The sequence below is a fragment of the Pseudarthrobacter sp. SSS035 genome (assembly GCF_023273875.1).
Classification (GTDB): Bacteria; Actinomycetota; Actinomycetes; order Actinomycetales; family Micrococcaceae; genus Arthrobacter.
The window spans coordinates 4,901,680-4,918,401 of the sequence record NZ_CP096882.1 but is presented as its reverse complement, the minus strand read 5'-3'; the positions used below and the strand labels follow the sequence as shown (position 1 = coordinate 4,918,401).

Sequence of the window (16,722 nt, the reverse complement as noted above, 5' to 3'; positions counted from 1 at the left end):
TTGCCTGAATCAAAGTCGGCGAGAACGTGGGACGGACGTTTTGACCGCTCGGATGACGGAGGCCTGAGCCGAGCGCGTACCCGCCCTGCGATTCCCGGACTACTACGCTCACTTGGGTTGGCGTTTGATGAACGCGGCCATTCCAGGAACGGTGAATGCGATGACTCCATGTTCTGGGGCGTAGACCAGGCCCTTCGCGATCAGGTTCGCCCGGATCGGGCCGAAACTGGCCGGCCCTCGTCCCAGCCGTACTGCTATTTCGCCGGATGAGCTGCCTTTGTCGTCGTCTTCGGCCATGGCCCTGAGGTAGTTCTGTTCGGCTCGGGTTGCCCGGTCCCAGCGGGCGCGGAAGAAGCCGCTGTCCAGGGATGCCCGGCCATTGGCGGCACCAACGCGGGCATCGTCGAAGGTGATTTTCACACCCGTTGCGGCGTTCCATGTGTCTTGTCCGAATTGCTGCAGGAAGTACGGATAGCCTGCGCTTTCGTCGACGATCAGGGCGACGGCGGAGTCCTCCCATTCGACCCCATCCTCGCTTGCCGGTTTCGTCAGGGCTTCGGAGGCGACGGTGCCGCGGAGTTCCTCGATCTTCTCGTAATTGAACCGTTCGGCGTATGACTTCGCTTCGGCGAGGACCCTGGGCAGGCTCGGCAGTCCGGCAAACGCGAAGAGGACGCGCCAGTCGTCTTGCGCGGCGGCGTGGGCGATGGCGCAGAGTGCCACGAGTTCGGCCGGATTGAGGTCCTGGGCTTCGTCAATCAGGATCGCCAGGCCGACGCTCTCCTCCTCTGCGGCCAAGGCCAGGTCGTGGATGAGTTTGCGGAGATCTGTTTCGAGGACGCCGGTGTCCGCTCCTCCGCCTGAGGCCCCGTCCAGGTCCAGGCCGAAGTTCCAGGTTCCGCTCTGGTCGTAGGAGGCTTTGAAACTGACGGCTGTTTTTAGCGCCTTGAGTAGTCGGCTTCCGGCCGAGGGGCGTGCCAGATCGGCAAGTGGTGCGTGAAGGGCTTCTCCTAGCGCCTCGCGAAGGGACTTGCCGGCGCCGGCTTCGACCTGTGCGACGAGCCAGTCTCGCTCACTCGCGGAGCGGCGGAAGTCCGAGAGTAGAACTGTCTTGCCCACGCCTCTTAGCCCGTAGAGAACGAAGGGCTGGGCCGTTCTGCCGGATTCAACACGTTCGATTGCAATCTGCCAATCCCTGCGCGGTTGGTCGCGACCGACCAGGGCCGCGGGTTTCCGGCCGGCTCCGGGCGAGTAGGGATTCGATACGGGATCCAAGCGAGTCTCATCTCTAGGAAGATCTACTGAAATATATGCAAGTGTAGCAAAACGATAGATATCAGTAGATATAGCTAGCAATCAAGTGGACCGACGGGGAACCGCGGTGCAGCTCAAGGGCCGCCGCAGCCGTTCAGCCGCGTGGGATGTTTGGGGAGCCGGGCGGTCGGCCGCGGGTCCTGCCGTCCCGCCAGCCACGCAGGAGTGTGTTCAGCTGTTCTTCTTTGTCCTGGTCCAGTTCGTTGCGGCGGTACTTCATGCGCTGGATGTGCAGCCACATGCCCAGGAGTCGTTCTTGTTCGGTGTCTGTTTTTTTGTGGCGGGGCCAGTCGTTCCCGGTGCCCATGTAGTCGGTGAGCTCGATCAGGCGTTGGTTCCAACGTTTTTCGTCGTTGTCTTTGCGGGTCCGTTGTTCCCAGCCGGGGATTTCCTGCAGGCCTTCGCTGTAGGTGGGGGAGAGGCTTCCCTGGTCGTGGTCCTGGCGTCGTCTGACCAGCCACATGGCCAGGGCGCGCTCCCGCGCGGAGGGGGAACTGCTCGAGGGGAGTCGGCCCTCGGCCCGGTACAGGGCGAGGGTGTCGTCGAGGTTCCGCAGCCCGTCGGCGGTGATGCGGGTGGCCGGCGCGGTGCGGGTTGCGTTGCGGTGGTCGTCCCTGATGGAGGGTTCGGCGGCGGCGGCGATGGCCAGGTGGTAGCGGACGGTGCTTTGGCCGATGCCTGCTGTGGCGGCGATTTTGGCGGTGGTGAGGCCTTGCCGGTACATCTGGACCCACTCCGGGTGCGGCGCTGTCCTGTGTTCGGGCATCGTGGTCAGCTGTCCTTGCGGATGGCGATCAGCTTCGTGCCTTCGGGGAGGGCGGCCTCAAGTACAGCCTTGGCGTTGTCGTAAGTGTCGCCCTGGGCGGTGATGTGGTCGGTGCTGCCGTCGGCCATTTGGATCGTTCCGGTGATTTCCACCGGATCAGCCTAGTTGACTCTGCCGGTTCCGAGCATGGGTCATCCACCCCCTGATACCCCCCCCGGTTGGTACCGTAGCGGAAGGGCCCTGCAGGTCATTCTTTGTTGGACCAGCGTTCGTGAGCGGATTGCCGGCTCATGCCACCCGCCACACGGTTACGTCCACGACGGCCCGCGCCGGCCGGTGCCCGGGTGGCCCCGGCGACCAGCGGTGCCCGGGGGCTGGGGGAGCGGACCCGATTCTGAACCGCCGTTCTAAACCCTTGAAAAGTAGTAGTAGGAGTAGTATCGTTACTACTCCTACTACTACTTGGGAGAAGACGCCATGACGTCGAGTGTGAAAGACCGCGTGTTTGCCGCCGCCGAGCAGATCAGCGCAGAGCGCCGACCGACCGTCTCCACGGTCCGCGCCGCAGCCGGCGTCAGCAACGCGGACGCCACCCGCTACCTGAAGGAATGGTCAGAGGAGAAGCTCGCCGCCGGCGGACAGGTCGCCGCGACACCGCCGGCCCTGCTCGAACAAGCGACCCGGCTCGCCGCTGCCTGCTGGGCCGAGGCCTCCACCCAGGCGGCCGACCGGCACGCCGCCGTAGAAGCGGCCTGGGCGCAGGAACGCAAAGACAAAGACCTGGAAATCGCCGAGCTCGTGGCGGACCTGGACAGGGCAGCCGCAGAGAGAGAAACCGCGACCGCTGACTTTCAGGCCCGCGTCACCGCCCTGGAGTCCAAGGCGCAGGCCTTGGAGCAGCAGCTGGCCGCCAGGGGCGCTGAGCTCGAAGACTCACGGGCAGCAGAACGCGCCGCCGCCGGGGCGGCCGCGGAGGCGGAGAAGAAGCTCGCTAGCGCCGAGGCACGCAGCACCACCCTGGAGAAGGTACACAACGCCTTGCTGCAACGCGTCGCCCCGGAGACGAAGGCCCCCGGTGCCTAAGAAGAAAAAATCGTTCTCGCCGTATTCGAAGGCTCTCGACGAACACTAGGTTGGGAAAGGCTTGAACTATGACGGAAACTGGAGACATTCTCGCCCTGTGGGCGCTGATTGTGAGCATCTTCGGAACGGGGATCGCCCTAATTGCCCTGGCAGTGGCCTATCTCGACTGGCGCCAAGTCGGCATGGAGTCGCCTTGGACGTTCACGGCCGTCGGCGGAGGTTACTGGAGGCTGGAGCGCATCCACCGAAAGCCTGCGCAGATACGGCGATTTGAGTATGGACAGATGTGCTCTGGGCTCCAGTTTGGAGTCGCAAGTGCCGCCGGCTTCCCTATGAAGGTGTATCGGAGGGGGGACACGGAACTCGTCTCCGTAAGGCCTTCCAGCAGCGTTGAAACAATCACCATTGTGTACAAGGAACATGGCGTGTTGGACAGGCTCCGAAGGAAGATCCCGAAGCGCAGCACACTATATTCGCAAGGCTCAGTTGATGAGGGCTACGAGCGATGGGACACCCCCCTGCATCTGAATCCCTGATTCTCTCCGTGCTGGCACGCCCAACAACCGACCGTCAAGACCATCGGCGCTGTAGTTGCCTTGTGTTTTGCGTCTGGACGTATGGAAACCGCCGCTATTTACCGTTGAACGGTCTGGACTGGGCGTGGCGAAACGTAGGTTTATCGGCATGCGGCGCCTACCGTTTATCCCATGTCATCAAACGACGAGATTCTGAAGTCCGCCCAAGCCCAGTTTCCCCCAAGCGCAAACAAGAGAGTTCGGGTCCTAAACGCCTGGCGTCGTGAGGACTCCACGCTGGAAAGGCCGGCCCCAAATGGTTGGGAGGATGGCTGGACTGGGGTTCACCAGCTGGCCACCTATGCCGTCGTGGCTAAACTGCGCGATCAAGGCTTCACCGTGGTCAACCTGGCAACAGGCGGCACGACTCGTAGTCCCAAGGACGTGCCGATCATTAATCTCATCTAGGCTCACGGAAGCGCCCGCAAACTGCGGATTCCGTGCGCTCCGCACCCGTGCCGTCATTTTTAGAAGTCGTCTGCACGGATGCTCTTGACCCCACAGCTTCCATGGCTCATCCTTGATCTACGTCCCCGTCGCGGACCTCTCACAATGGCTAAGACACCACAGGTGTGTCTTGGGTCCGTTGGACGAGGGAGTGGCCATGGAACTCAGCACGATCGCCGAGATCGTTCGCATAGGTGTGAGCGTTGTCCTCCCTGTGCTGGCTGTTGTCCTGTCTCTCTTCGCCAAGAGTGGCGCAGGCAAGTCGCTCGTTCGGCACCTCTCCTTCACCCTGTGGCACAAGCGCATGCGCAAGGCAGGATTCTCCAAGAAAGAAATCCGCGACATGATGGCGAAGGCCGTCCTGGCGGACCTCTCCCAGTGAGCCCAGGGGCTGTCAGTTCAGAATGGCGGTTTTCTTCCAGCTCGCTTTGGCGCCTGGGGCGGGGGCTGGGCCCCGCCCCGGTGGGGTGACGGCACCCCACAGTACCCATCCCCGAAACCTATCTGCGGCGTGACCGATAACGGCGGATCCCGTTCGCTGGGCGCCGGTGCCACGACACGCCCGCTACGGGGTGCGCGGAATCGTTGCACGAAACCCCATTGCACGTTTCTGGCGCCAATGGGTTGCTGTGCAGACTTTCGATCTCGGCTTCTAGCTGTGTGTATTGTCTGGGCCGCTAGGGCGCGGCGGCAGGTGCCGGTACAGCGTCGTGCGTTTCAAGCCCGTCTTTGTGGTTATCTCCCGGATGGAGGAACCGTTGGCCCGGAGCAGGGCGGCGTGTTCGAGCTTGCCAGGATCAACCACGGACGGCCGCCCGGTGCGCCGGCCGCTGGCCGTGGCCACCGCCCGCGCATGTGAAGCACGCTCGGCCGCGTACGTCCGCTCCATCTGCCCGAACAGGGCCAGCATGACAAACGCCAGTTGCGCCATCGGACTGTCAGGCTCTGTGGTGTCCACGGCCAGGGGATCAGCCAGCGTCCGGACACCCACGCCCCGCTCTCGGAGCTCGTGGACCATGTTCAGGGTGTCCCGGACTGTGCGGCCAAGCCGGTCCAGGGTGTGCACCACGATGACGTCGCCGGCCCGAGCATGCCTGAGCGCGTCCTGGAGCCCTGGGCGGTCTGTGGTGGCCCCTGACTTCTTGTCCACGAAGATGTGTGCGTTGTTAATGCCGGCGGCCGCCAGAGCGTCCAGTTGCCGGGCCAGGTCCTGTTTCGCCGTTGATACCCGCGCGTATCCAATGTCCATGCCTGGAACCGTACCGAAAGTTGTACCTGTGACGGGTGATTATGGCGGGCGTTTTGGGATAACTTACGGGACAGTCAGGTTACGCAGCATGCCGCGGATCCACATCAGTGGGGGAGTGTCCCACCGAGGCTGTCCCACAACCAAGGAACTGGGACACCCTTGGAAAGCATTGGGGATCACAGGTTCAGCGCGGACAACACGCGTACGCGGAGTAGCTCATACTCGCTGACATAAGCTCTTGGTCCTCCTGGCGGTCGAAGACGACGCGAGGCACTAGGTAGGCATTCAAATTCTTGCGCCCGTTGATTGACGCCTATCGGGCAGATTGAGGGGGCAGCCGGGCTTCGGAGAAGAGGCTAGCTCCCTCCCGCAGTCCGTGGATGAATCCGGCCACGGCTGCTCGTTCCCGGACAGGCATTGCCTCTACCGATGAGAGAATCCATGCCACATCTGGCGACATGGCGTCGCCATTGGGTCGTATGGCCGCATCGGCCGAGATGGGTCGCGTCACGGGTTCAGGGCAGGCGAAGGAAGCCAGCAGTTCTTCGCCCCTCCCCACATCGCCCTCCTTTGGAACTGACCGCAGTTCGATCTTTAGTGCCGCTGGCCACGGATCTACAGGGTCGCGGAGGCCCATCTGGACTTTATAGTCAATCTGCCAGGTGTCGCCCAGCAGGCGCCCTAGGATTTTGCAGATTTCTTCTGAAAACACAAAGGTCTCCAGCGGAGGGACATACCTGTCATCGTCCAGAGCCGCTCCCTCACCATCCCACTCTTTAGCCCACTCCTCAGCTCGTTGCTGGTCAATTTGCGTTGAAGGACTTGCCTGTAGCTCTTGCCACCATCGGCGAACCGGATGCCCCTCGGCCCTATCCTCCTCGATCATCCCCAGCAAGGCCCACCAGAATTCGAGCAGGGCATCGGCGTCGAGTTCTAGCGCATCCGCGTAACCGCGAATAGCCGCCTCGGTCTTGGGAGGACGGTTCCCGCTCTCGGCCATGGAGACAGCGGCGACGGACAGCTTGGGATTGAAAGAGGCAGCGACGTCGGCTTGGTTCTTTGGCAAACGTTTCCGCGCAGCCTGCAACACGCTACCGAAGGCTACTGCCGAACTGGTCCCAGATTTCACTTCACAAACTCCTTGTAAATCGTGTATCTTCGATTTCACAACACAAAGACTCTGTGTAATTTACCATGGGCGTCCTCTCGATCCCGAGTCCCGACGCACCCATAGGAGAAAGAAAGTGAACATGAAGCGAAAATTCCTAGATGATGTCGTTACAGCCGCCGAAGTTCTGGCAGAGGAATCCGAGCAAATGGCTGCAAGGGCGGATCGCATGAAGGTGGCCGTCAACTCAATTGTTGGTAACGCCAAGATCATCTACGGCGTCGTGGCCCCACTCCTTGGCTTTTTCAAGCCGAGGTAGGAGGGCTCCGCATTTGTCTGACCCCTCATCTACGCTCCTTCAAACAGGGACTGTGCGAGAAGAACTTCAAATGGGGGCCGTTGTGAAGGCACTTGAGGATTGGCCGGTACTTACGCCGGAAGAGCGGACAGGGTTGGGCCTTGCTCGACGGGCACCTAAGCCCGAAACAACGGTCGCAGCAAGGCATGAGGAAGTTCTGGACATGTGGGATGACGAAAATCTATTCGGCCCAAACGACATTCCAGCCTCATCGCCAGTGAAGGTGCGTTGGATTTGCGGTCAGGGGCACAATTTTATTGAGTCAGCAGTGGTTCAGTGTGGAGCGCCATCAGGTTGGCGCCGACAGGGCGGTGGCTCACGGGCATGCCTTACCTGCTTGGGTGAGCAAATGCACGGTTGGGTGCGCCTGGAGTGCGGACACGAAGTCATTGCCAAACCCGGCGCCGAAAACATGGCCATGTGTCGCCCATGCCGGAGTGCTTCCTTTGCTGCGAGGAAAACGGTAACCACTCCTAAACATCCAATTGGCACGGTAATCCAGTCACGGAATCTCACGACTTCTCAGACCGAGCAGCGAGTGAGAGAGAAACTCGTCGCCGCTGGATTCACCGTTCACAAGGGGCGGAGCGCGATTCAGTGCGGCCATGAGCCACAGCGCAACAATTTTCCCATCCTTACCCCGGACATCCTGATCTCCAAGACCAAGGTATGTGTGGAAGTCGATCCCGCGCGCACCCATGCAGGCAAGGAAAAGGATGACAACACGCGTAACCAACTGCTCGCCGGCGCCGGATGGCAGGTGGTGCGTCTGCGGCTCGGTGGGCTTGGCTCCATTGGAAAGCATGATGTCCTAGCCGAATCTGAAAGCGTTACGAACGAAGCAATCGAGGCCCTAGCATCAGCTGTTTCTGACGCAGTAGAAGGCCGTCCTGGCATTATTCGAAGGATCAGGAAGAAAGCCCCAACCGTGGTTCGGCAGAAGTCTCGATTGGGTGCCATTGCTGAACACAAGTACTACGAAAACGGCTTCTACGTCTCGTGGCAGCTGGACTCTGGGCGCGTGGAGCGCATGGTAGCAATGGAGCACGGGAGTTACTTGGCCATCGCCGAAGGCTGGGAAGCACCAAGGTTCATCTGTCCGCTGGGTTTGGATGAGCTGCCAAGAAGACAATGGCGCACTGCGCTACAGGACATTTTGGGAGAAATGTCAGACACAGATTTTGTGCCCAAGTCTAGGTTTCCCTGGGGTGACGAGCTGTTCATTGGAGAACAGGCATCAACTATCCGAGTTCACCCCAAGTTCCATCTCGGTGCTTCGGCGGGGGAGTTCACTGCCAACATAGTCGGCGTAGACGCCTTTACAGAGACTGCAATATGCGCGGGCAGGGATGTTCAAACTGAGCTGCACCCAGAGGCCGTCGAACGTGGCTGGCAAATTGCTGCCGTTGGACAACGGACAGGAAAGCATGGCGCGTACCAGGAAATCCAACTACTGCGTCGATCGCCGTTGAATCCCTCGGCCGAACTCGACAAATCTGGAACGCCTGCTTAAAGCACTTCTGCCGCGGCTGCGGGGCAGAATGGCCTCATGTGCGGTAGATATGTGATGTCCAAGGCCACCGGCGACCTTTTGAGCCACTTTGAGGCTAAAGAGATTGAGGGGAGTCCGCCCCCGCCGAGCTGGAATGTGGCACCCACTCAAAGTGTGCCGATTGTTGCCGAACGTTTGGATGAGGGCACCATCGATCGGCATCTGCTTATTGCCCGCTGGGGCCTGGTGCCATCATGGGCGAAGGACATCAAGATCGGCTCTAAGCTTATTAACGCCCGCAGCGAGAGCATTTTGGAGAAGCCGTCCTTTCGGAAGGCCGCGGTGAAGCGGCGTGCGATCGTCCCTGCGGATGGTTATTACGAGTGGCAGAAGACTGAGGACGGGAAAAAGATCCCGAACTATCTGTACTCCGAGAACGAGCCTTTGCTGGGTTTCGCTGGCCTGTACGAGTGGTGGGCTGATCCGTCGCTGCCCGAGGACGACCCTGGTCGCTGGCTGCTCACCTGCACCGTTCTTACCACCACAACGCAGGACGCCTTGGGGCACGTCCATGACCGTTCCCCAGTGATCATCCCGCGGGACCGGTTTGCTGAATGGCTGGACCCGGACCTGACCGACAAGGACGGCATCCAGCACCTGCTGGACTCTTTGCCGGAACCGACCCTGACACCGCGGATTGTCAGTCCCGGGGTGAACAGCGTGCGTAACAATGGCCCGGAGCTCATTGAGCCCGCCGAGCCTACTGCCCCATAGGCCCAGGCGGTAATACTCATCGGGACCATCACTAACCCGGACGGCAGTTACGGACACATTGAGGCCGAAGGCAACACCTATGAGGAAGCGCGGGAAAACCTCTACGCGCTTCTGGAAGACGGCAAAACCCTCATAGCCATCCGTAAGGACTAGCCTGGCTGAAGCCTCTCCGCTAGGCGCCCTGGCTCCGAGTGCTCGTAAGGGATGCCGGCGGGCAGGCCAAGCCCTGACGACCATGGGAGTGCACGCGGAGGTGTCCTAGGTCCAAGGATGTGGGACAGGGAGACCGTAGCCGGACCGTATGACTCTGGCAGGATGCAGAGCCTCGCCAAAATCACGGATCCGTGCTGTCCTGAATGTCAGATACTCAGCGAGTGACGGTCAGGGGGAGTTGGTATGACGGACCAGCAAGATCGCTTGATTTTTATTGAACGCAAGGACTTTCGGGGTGCCCTTTTCGTGAGTACTGGGTTCTTTGCACTTCTTTGCTGGTGGATTGGCATATCTGGCTATATCAACGTTGGCGGATTCATCAGCGGGGGGAGCGGGTTTTTCACGTTTCTACTGGTGCCAATTCTGGCAACGGTTGCCACTTATCTAGTTGGACGTCGACACACTCGCCCATCGAGCTTAGGTCGGCACCGTTCCGGCCAATGAGTCCCACAGGCAAGGACGTGGGACGGTCCGGGGGAGTCGTCTAGCAGCACTGAGGGGACAAGTCAGGTCTTCCGGCTAGCATCGACCTATGGCAAATCCCACCGTGAACGTCTACATCGATGGCTTCAATCTTTACTACGGCAAGCTGAAGGGCCAATCGTACAAATGGCTGGACGTTCAGGGTCTCTTTGAAGACCTCATGCCTGGGTACGAGGTTAAGCGCATCAAGTACTTCACGGCCCGAGTGAAGGCCCGCCCCAGCGACCTACAGGCCCCCGCACGTCAGAACGCTTATCTGCGCGCGCTGGCGACCCTGCCGAAAGTATCCATCCACTTCGGGCAGTACACGGTCCACAACGTGCGGATGGCGTTGGCTGACCCCAATGCCGTACCCCGCACGGTCGAAGTCATCAAGACTGAAGAAAAGGGATCTGATGTGAACCTTGCGGCCCACCTCATGATGGACGCTTTCCGGGATGATGCCGACGTTTACTTGGTGGTCAGCAACGATTCCGACCTCACCGAACCACTTCGGATGACGAAAAACCTTCTCGGCAAGCACATAGGTATCGCCAAGACGTATGAGAAGGTCAGCAAGTCCCTGATGAGGTGCAAGCCCGATTTCATCAGGGACATTCGTGTTGGAGCCCTTCAGGCTAACCAGTTCCCAGATGTCGTAACTGATGCCCATGGCAAGATCACCAAGCCCACAGACTGGTAGAGGCGCGAAGTCTGGTTAAAAAGCAGAGACCCCCGAAGGGGTCCCGCGGCCAGCTGCCGAAGCAAACTGGGGTTATGCGTCAATACTGTCGCGGTAGAGGGCAGCTGTCAAATCTTTGCCGCACCCAGAAGGCCTTTTGCGTAGGTCAAGTCATTGATAGCCGGCGTGCCATCTGTCGCCCACCCCGACCAGCCCGATTAGGGGAGTTCCAGCTGGTGCGCCGGTACCAAGGTAGTGGAAAACCCTGGTGCGGTAGCACCGCCGGGCCGTTGGTCGTCGTTGGGCAAGCCCACCCAGCCTTCCAGCAAGGCGCACAGCCGCGGGGACTCCTTCACCTGCTCCCCTTGCGGGCCGCCCAGGTGGCATGCGTGACATAGAGCAGCCGGCGCGTCTCCGGATCCCGGCAAGGCCAGCGCTGCGCAGACAGACAAACCCTGCACGTCTCCATGTTCTTCTCCGGAACCACCGGCCAGACCCTCATCACTGTCATCGCCGTGCCCGTGCTCCGCCTCCATACCATGTCATCACCCTCAGATTGAACGTGTGGTGTCATCGTGCATATGCGGTGCTGGTGCAGAATTGGCGGATGACCAAGCTCACCGAGATCATCGACGCTGCCAGCGACGACGCTTTTACGACCTCAAACCTGCTCAGGAAGGTTCAGACGGTTGCCTACAGGCTGCGAGCCGAGAACCTGGGTGGTTGGGCACAACGGGAGCTATTCGGCTACAAATCGGATGGCACAGTGCCCACCTACAGAGGACCATTTAGGACTCAGGTCACCGGCACCTGGTTCGGCCCACGTGGCCACATCACGAACACGGTGTCTGAGGTGGGCATCCCGGAAGACTTTGTCAAAGGCTGGTTTCGGATGACAATCCGTCAACCCATTGCGGATCTAGAAGTGTTGAGCGGTAGCGAGGGTAGTCCCAACATGAGTTGGGACCCCTTTATCGTCCACGAGTACGGCCGACTCGTGGCAGAGAAAAAGGGTGGCACAGGTTTTTATCTGATGGAGCTTATCTCGGCAAAGCAAACGATCTCACAGAACGCTATACGCGGGATCATCGATTCTGTGCGCACTACCGCCCTACAGTTTGCTTTGGAACTGGAACAGGTTTCTCCCAGAGCGGGTGAACCGAATGGGCCGACGACAGCAGATCCGGAGATCAAAATGGTGACCAACAATTTCAATTTCACCATCAACGGTGACGGCAACAACATCGCCGCCGGTTCAGATATCCGGCAGAAGGCAGCAGTCAACAAGGGCGATATTGATTCTCTGATCAAAGCGGCCGTGGAGCTGGGGTTGCAGACGGAGGCCGTGGAGGACCTACGTGCGGCCGTCACGGCTGACGGATCGAAGCCAGGCGACGAGACCAGGGGCTTCATTTCACGTCTCCGAATGGGCGGCTACGCCCTGGCCGGCGGTGTTTCGTCCAACCTCGCCGCTGATGGTCTTGTGCAGGCTGTCGGGGCATTTTTCGACCTCCCGCTCGCGTAGAGCTGATGCTTGTCTCGGAGCAGTGGCATCTGGAAGCGAGCGTGCAGAACGCTTTCGTATCCGCACTTGTCGAACGCGGCTGGCGGATCCTGTCGGCGAAGAATACTGCCTCGCGAGAAGGCGGCGTCGATGTCATTGCGGACCTGGACGGACAAAAACTGGGAGCCGAGGTCAAGGGTTACCCCACAGTTGGATACGCGGACCCTAGGCGGGCGGGGGAGAAGAAGAAGGCGAATCCAAGGGAACAGGCGGGAAACTGGTACGCCAAGGCGATACTTGCCGCCATGAAGCTGCGGGGCGCCGAACCGGGCTGGGCGAGCATCATCGTACTTCCGAGGATTCCTCGCTACGTTGAGCTGTACTCACAGACAAAGGGATCATTGGATAGGGCTGAAATTGAGGTGTGGTGGATCGAGCGAAGCGGTGACCTGGCTGGAGCGGATGCCAGCCAGGTGATCAAATCCTAGGCAGTGCCGGCTCTTTCCTTGTGCCTAGGTAGGATCAGGCATGCGAAGTAGCCTGTCTCCGATTGAATTAAAGAAGCGCGTCGACAAAGCGGTAGAGACCGCTCGACGAGTTGCTTTGGTACTGCGCTCGGGGGAGCCTTCTAAGGAACCCCGAGAAATTCTCCAGGCCCGCTTTTCCGCTGCCGCTGGGAATCTCATCCGTTTACGCCGTCAGGCACACGCATTGGGGAAGAAAAAAGGGCATTCCATCGACCTGATGCGGGCTATCGACACTGCACGTTTTGACCTTGATCAAGCCTTACTCACCGCCGAGGCGCCCAAGTTACTGGAAATGAAGCTGAAGCCGCTGCAACCGTGGCCGGGTCCCATCTCGCCCGGCAACGGCAGTGTTCGCACCGTTAGCGGCGGCTTGCCTTCTTTGGGGAGGCGATGAGCCGAGTGGTCAAAAAGACGAGCGAACAGTGATGCTTCCACGGCGCTTGGACCGCCTTGTAACTCTCAGCAATGAGGAACGCTTTCCAATCTTGGGCGAGGGTTTAGAAAAGTTGGGTGACCGTGTTGCCCATCTGGCTGGAGCTGTTGCCGCCCTGAAAGCCGCCGACGACGTTATAGCCGCGGCTGCACTGGACGTGATTTGTACTGAGGAAGCAGCCAAGGTGCTCATCTTGCTGGACCTTGCCAGATGTATGCACCCGCAAAAGCCGTTCGCAAAGGGTTGCAAGTATTTTTACAGCCATTTGGCTAGAGGTATATATGCCCATGTCCACGAGGGCAATCCGGCTGACTTCGCCGAAATTATGAGATACGTGGAGGTCCTGCGTCCTAGCCACTACCTAGACGGACCCAATGACGCTGACTGGATCTTCCGGAACGAGATCCTGCGTGGTCGGGAGTCAGCGCTATACGTGGACTACGAGGAGTCCCAACGCGAAGAATTTTCCTGGACCGGAGGGGAACGGGAGATGCTGTATGTTCCTGCCCGCCTTACCAGGCTCATTTTGGCACTTAGGACGTCTGGGGTTCTGACTGAGGCAGGCGCACGTGCAGCTGCCAAGGCCTGGAAAAATGCACCCTTTGACGGATCTACCCGTTGGGAGTTTGCCCGTGAACGCGCTAAATACGTCCTTGCTGAAATCGCAGTGCAAGAGAACAAAGATCCAACTCAGGAGATGCACACTGCTTGGCGAACGGTCATGGAGAAATGGACATTTCCGCTTATTCACCTCGACCTCACCTTGGACGGCATATCCATCGAAGAAATGAGCGAGCAGCAGGCACACCATTACAACAGGATGATGATGGACGAATACGGAGCCTACGACTACTGATCCGCGGCGCCAGTAAGCATCAAGTGGCTCACCAGATGACGGGCAAACTCAGACGCATCTAGGGACGGAGACGCGTTTGAGGCCGGCGAGCTTCTAAAGCCTGCGTCCTAGCGCGTCGAAGCATCGCAACCGGACTTTTGCCCACCGGCCAGCCATTGCCGCAGTCCGAGCACAACCACATGCCAGGTTCGGGCTGTTCTGCTCGGCCATGGCACAGAGGGCAAGTCTTCTTAGGTTTCGTCATAGGCAGAGGATATGAGCTGTCACTGACATTTGGAGTTCGGCCGGGGGGTCCGCGCATATAAGGTGATCTCCATGTTTGAAAACGAAGATGCCCTATTCTCCTTGGACGCGCCAGCCCAGGTCCTAGAGGAGAAAAAGATCGACCACGAGCAGATTCGGCAGTTGAAAGCAGCCTTCGAGGAAGCTGGCATCACAGATGTGGCCGCGCAGAGAGAGGTGGTCAGCACTTGTGTGTTCCGCCCTTATGAATCGCTAGAAGACCTGCTGTCAAAGGATGTACGTCCGATACTCAAGCGAATCCAATCCAGCGCCAGCCACAAAGTGACGCCGGTTTCAGGCAGTGCTTGGGACAACCGTGAGGGCGACACCTGGATTGACAAGATGTAGCCCTTGATTGGGGCCGGGGCGTCTGCATCTGCTGGCAACCGCGCCACGTCGGCAAACGCCGTGATTCGAAGGAGTCGAAGGTAAAGTCAGGTACGCCGCGCGCGTGCTTAGGGCCAGCGTGGGCCTAATCTTTCCAAGGAGTACAGTGGCACACCTCGACACGCTGATGGCGATGATCCCTGATGAAAAACTCAGGAGCGAGATCCAAGGGCAAGTCAGTCGACTGACCGCTAAGGCGAGTTTCGGCTTGGTGTTCGAAGAACATCGTCCTGAGTCGGTACTGCTTCCAGGGTTCGAGGTCACCCGCGGTGGCAAGGTGGTGTTTAAAGACGGAGCGACGCCTGGCGTGTGGACGGTCCTCCGGCTCGTTGACGGGCTCGCCACGATCGTAAGGCCCGGTGACAAGGCCCAGCGATCGACCGCGAAAGTTGAGGACCTCGTCGTCATTCGCGAGTTCGGTGATCCTATCTATCCAGGCCTCCAAAGCGTCGGTTCTGTTGCGCGGGGTGGAGACAAACCTTTCCACTGCGTCATTAACGCGGAGAACTTCCACGCGGCAGAGATGCTTTTGTATCCGTATGAGCGGAAAGTTGACGCGATCTATCTCGATCCGCCGTACAACACTGGAGCCAAAGACTGGAAATACAACAACGATTACGTTGACGGTGAGGACGCCTACCGCCACTCAAAGTGGCTGGCTTTCATGGAACGACGTCTCAAGCTAGCTAAGAGACTGCTCAACCCCAGTAACTCGGTTCTCATCGTGACCATCGATGAGAAGGAATATCTGCGTCTGGGGCTGTTGCTAGAACAAGTCTTTCCAGAGGCCACAATCCAGATGATCACATCGGTGATCAAGCCCAGCGGATCGACCAGATCCAGTGAATTTTCACGGGTGGATGAATACGTTTTCTTTGTAATGCTCGGGGCCGCAGGACCCGCCTCGACAGGCAGCGACATGCTGCGGGCCGACGATGCTGCCGTCGCAGCGCCAAACATCACCTGGCACGGTATGCGGCGGAGAGGGAGCAACGACTGGACACGGGCAACGCGACCGAACGGCTTCTACCCCGTCTTTCTGTCTGTGGAAGACAACTCTTTTCATTCCCTGGGAGAGCCACTCAAATTGGAAGAAGACCGTCATGCCGTCGTTCCGCCGGCTGGCACCTATGCGGCATGGCCGCTCGACCCACAAGGGCGCGAAGGTCGCTGGCAAATCAGCCCTGCCCGCTTCATGAAGCAGCTGGCGGAAGGCACCTTGGTAGTTTCATCAGCTGACAGGGCAACAGAGACGTGCTCCGTCTCCTACCTGAAATCCGGGGACGTCAAAAAGATTGCCGACGGTGATGTTGTTGTCACGGGCAGAGGCCCCGACGGCCGGGTCCTGGTCGAAGCGGGAGGACGCGGGCTGAAAAGACCCAAGTCCGTGTGGGCGATGGATTCCCATGATGCCAGCACCTATGGCACCGCGCTGCTCTCCAAGTTCATTCCCGATAGGAAGTTCCCTTATCCGAAGTCCCTCTATGCAGTAGAGGATGCGCTGCGGTTCTTCATTCTCCATAAAAAGAACGCCGTAGTCCTAGACTTCTTTTCTGGCTCCGGCACGACAGCGCACGCGGTCATGCGACTCAACAAGCAGGACGGCGGGCGCAGGCGGTCAATACTCGTAACTAACAACGAGGTTTCCGTCGCGGAAGAGAAGTCGCTAAGGCTCGCGGGACACGAACCTGGAGACGGGGCATGGGAAGCGCTAGGCATATTTGAGCATGTGACCCTCCCGCGCCTTATGTCAGCCATCGCGGGACGCACGCCCGACGGCGAGCCGGTTAAGGGCGATTACAAGTTCGTTGATGAGTTCCCTATGAGCGACGGCTTTGAAGAAAACATGGAGTTCTTCAAGCTCACCTACGAAGACAACCAACTGGTAAGGCTTGGCCGTAAATTCCACGCCATAGCGCCCATCCTGTGGATGCGGGCAGGCGCTGAAGGGGAGCGTATTGATCAACTCTCCGAGGATGGATGGGCCCTTCCCAAGAACGGGTACTACGGCGTTCTAACGGACGTCGACCAATGGGAAGCCTTCGTCGATGCCGTCAACGGACGTGATGACATTCGTTGCGTATTCATCGTCAGCGATTCACAGGCAGAGTTTGAAGCCATCAACGCCCAAATAGACCAGGGCATTGACTCCGTCAGGCTCTACTCGGACTATCTCCAATCGTTCGAAATCAACACGAGGCAAGGCTAGA

At 59.3% G+C, this 16,722-nt stretch carries 19 protein-coding genes; 14 read left to right on the top strand and 5 right to left on the bottom strand.

Annotated features, from left to right (window positions below; translation table 11 throughout):
• Positions 1-108 precede the first annotated feature (108 nt).
• From MUN23_RS22900 to MUN23_RS22890, 3 genes are all read right to left on the bottom strand, one after another.
• Positions 109-1,275, bottom strand: a complete 1,167-nt coding sequence (locus MUN23_RS22900; RefSeq protein WP_248761365.1) for an ATP-binding protein — start codon at positions 1,273-1,275, stop codon at positions 109-111.
• A gap of 133 nt (positions 1,276-1,408) precedes the next feature.
• The gene (locus MUN23_RS22895) at positions 1,409-2,080 is read right to left on the bottom strand and encodes a Helicase associated domain protein (protein ID WP_248761364.1); all 672 of its coding nucleotides are present in this window, start codon (positions 2,078-2,080) and stop codon (positions 1,409-1,411) included.
• A gap of 5 nt (positions 2,081-2,085) precedes the next feature.
• Entirely contained in the window at positions 2,086-2,232 is a 147-nt protein-coding gene (locus MUN23_RS22890) for a hypothetical protein (RefSeq protein WP_248761363.1), read from the bottom strand.
• A gap of 325 nt (positions 2,233-2,557) precedes the next feature.
• On the opposite strand from MUN23_RS22890, the gene MUN23_RS22885 reads away from it, so the two are divergent.
• The 4 genes from MUN23_RS22885 to MUN23_RS22870 all read left to right on the top strand — a co-directional run bounded on the left by MUN23_RS22885 (position 2,558) and on the right by MUN23_RS22870 (position 4,567).
• Entirely contained in the window at positions 2,558-3,163 is a 606-nt protein-coding gene (locus MUN23_RS22885; protein ID WP_248761362.1) for a DNA-binding protein, read from the top strand.
• A 68-nt stretch (positions 3,164-3,231) separates the two neighbouring features.
• Positions 3,232-3,699, top strand: a complete 468-nt coding sequence (locus MUN23_RS22880) for a hypothetical protein (protein WP_248761361.1) — start codon at positions 3,232-3,234, stop codon at positions 3,697-3,699.
• A gap of 171 nt (positions 3,700-3,870) precedes the next feature.
• The gene (locus MUN23_RS22875; protein ID WP_248761359.1) at positions 3,871-4,146 is read left to right on the top strand and encodes a hypothetical protein; all 276 of its coding nucleotides are present in this window, start codon (positions 3,871-3,873) and stop codon (positions 4,144-4,146) included.
• Positions 4,147-4,342: 196 nt separating this feature from the next.
• Positions 4,343-4,567, top strand: coding sequence for a hypothetical protein (locus tag MUN23_RS22870; protein WP_248761357.1), 225 nt, complete (start codon positions 4,343-4,345; stop codon positions 4,565-4,567).
• A gap of 270 nt (positions 4,568-4,837) precedes the next feature.
• Here MUN23_RS22870 and MUN23_RS22865 read toward each other — a convergent pair whose 3' ends face one another.
• Entirely contained in the window at positions 4,838-5,434 is a 597-nt protein-coding gene (locus MUN23_RS22865) for a recombinase family protein (protein WP_248761356.1), read from the bottom strand.
• A 313-nt stretch (positions 5,435-5,747) separates the two neighbouring features.
• On the bottom strand, positions 5,748-6,602 hold the full coding sequence (locus MUN23_RS22860) for a helix-turn-helix domain-containing protein (RefSeq protein ID WP_248761354.1): 855 nt from the start codon (positions 6,600-6,602) through the stop codon (positions 5,748-5,750).
• Between the two features lie 76 nt (positions 6,603-6,678).
• Between MUN23_RS22860 and MUN23_RS22855 the strand changes: the two genes are divergently transcribed.
• From MUN23_RS22855 to MUN23_RS22810, 10 genes are all read left to right on the top strand, one after another.
• Positions 6,679-6,861 (top strand): hypothetical protein, encoded by a 183-nt coding sequence (locus MUN23_RS22855; RefSeq protein WP_248761353.1) that lies wholly within the window; start codon positions 6,679-6,681, stop codon positions 6,859-6,861.
• Positions 6,862-7,438: 577 nt separating this feature from the next.
• Positions 7,439-8,413, top strand: coding sequence for a DUF559 domain-containing protein (locus MUN23_RS22850; RefSeq protein ID WP_248761351.1), 975 nt, complete (start codon positions 7,439-7,441; stop codon positions 8,411-8,413).
• Between the two features lie 36 nt (positions 8,414-8,449).
• Complete coding sequence (locus tag MUN23_RS22845) at positions 8,450-9,166, top strand: SOS response-associated peptidase (RefSeq protein ID WP_256468675.1); 717 nt, start codon at positions 8,450-8,452, stop codon at positions 9,164-9,166.
• A gap of 745 nt (positions 9,167-9,911) precedes the next feature.
• Entirely contained in the window at positions 9,912-10,544 is a 633-nt protein-coding gene (locus MUN23_RS22840) for an NYN domain-containing protein (protein ID WP_248761347.1), read from the top strand.
• A 586-nt stretch (positions 10,545-11,130) separates the two neighbouring features.
• Entirely contained in the window at positions 11,131-12,048 is a 918-nt protein-coding gene (locus MUN23_RS22835; RefSeq protein ID WP_248761345.1) for a hypothetical protein, read from the top strand.
• A gap of 5 nt (positions 12,049-12,053) precedes the next feature.
• Entirely contained in the window at positions 12,054-12,515 is a 462-nt protein-coding gene (locus MUN23_RS22830; protein WP_248761343.1) for a hypothetical protein, read from the top strand.
• 40 nt (positions 12,516-12,555) lie between these two features.
• Positions 12,556-12,948: a hypothetical protein gene (locus MUN23_RS22825; protein WP_248761342.1), complete on the top strand. Its 393-nt coding sequence runs from the start codon at positions 12,556-12,558 to the stop codon at positions 12,946-12,948.
• Positions 12,949-12,994: 46 nt separating this feature from the next.
• Positions 12,995-13,843, top strand: coding sequence for a hypothetical protein (locus MUN23_RS22820; protein WP_248761340.1), 849 nt, complete (start codon positions 12,995-12,997; stop codon positions 13,841-13,843).
• Between the two features lie 315 nt (positions 13,844-14,158).
• A complete protein-coding gene (locus MUN23_RS22815) occupies positions 14,159-14,473 on the top strand; it encodes a hypothetical protein (protein WP_248761339.1) in 315 nt (104 codons plus the stop codon).
• A 145-nt stretch (positions 14,474-14,618) separates the two neighbouring features.
• Positions 14,619-16,721 (top strand): site-specific DNA-methyltransferase, encoded by a 2,103-nt coding sequence (locus MUN23_RS22810; protein WP_248761338.1) that lies wholly within the window; start codon positions 14,619-14,621, stop codon positions 16,719-16,721.
• Position 16,722: the final 1 nt, after the last annotated feature.

Bases quoted from the DNA above. Each gene is read 5' to 3' on its own strand.
- MUN23_RS22895 (WP_248761364.1), bottom strand. From the start codon at position 2,080: ATGCCCGAACACAGGACAGCGCCGCACCCGGAGTGGGTCCAGATGTAC.
- MUN23_RS22885 (WP_248761362.1), top strand. From the start codon at position 2,558: ATGACGTCGAGTGTGAAAGACCGCGTGTTTGCCGCCGCCGAGCAGATC.
- MUN23_RS22880 (WP_248761361.1), top strand. From the start codon at position 3,232: ATGACGGAAACTGGAGACATTCTCGCCCTGTGGGCGCTGATTGTGAGC.
- MUN23_RS22875 (WP_248761359.1), top strand. From the start codon at position 3,871: ATGTCATCAAACGACGAGATTCTGAAGTCCGCCCAAGCCCAGTTTCCC.
- MUN23_RS22870 (WP_248761357.1), top strand. From the start codon at position 4,343: ATGGAACTCAGCACGATCGCCGAGATCGTTCGCATAGGTGTGAGCGTT.
- MUN23_RS22865 (WP_248761356.1), bottom strand. From the start codon at position 5,434: ATGGACATTGGATACGCGCGGGTATCAACGGCGAAACAGGACCTGGCC.
- MUN23_RS22845 (WP_256468675.1), top strand. From the start codon at position 8,450: ATGTGCGGTAGATATGTGATGTCCAAGGCCACCGGCGACCTTTTGAGC.
- MUN23_RS22840 (WP_248761347.1), top strand. From the start codon at position 9,912: ATGGCAAATCCCACCGTGAACGTCTACATCGATGGCTTCAATCTTTAC.
- MUN23_RS22835 (WP_248761345.1), top strand. From the start codon at position 11,131: ATGACCAAGCTCACCGAGATCATCGACGCTGCCAGCGACGACGCTTTT.
- MUN23_RS22830 (WP_248761343.1), top strand. From the start codon at position 12,054: ATGCTTGTCTCGGAGCAGTGGCATCTGGAAGCGAGCGTGCAGAACGCT.
- MUN23_RS22825 (WP_248761342.1), top strand. From the start codon at position 12,556: ATGCGAAGTAGCCTGTCTCCGATTGAATTAAAGAAGCGCGTCGACAAA.
- MUN23_RS22815 (WP_248761339.1), top strand. From the start codon at position 14,159: ATGTTTGAAAACGAAGATGCCCTATTCTCCTTGGACGCGCCAGCCCAG.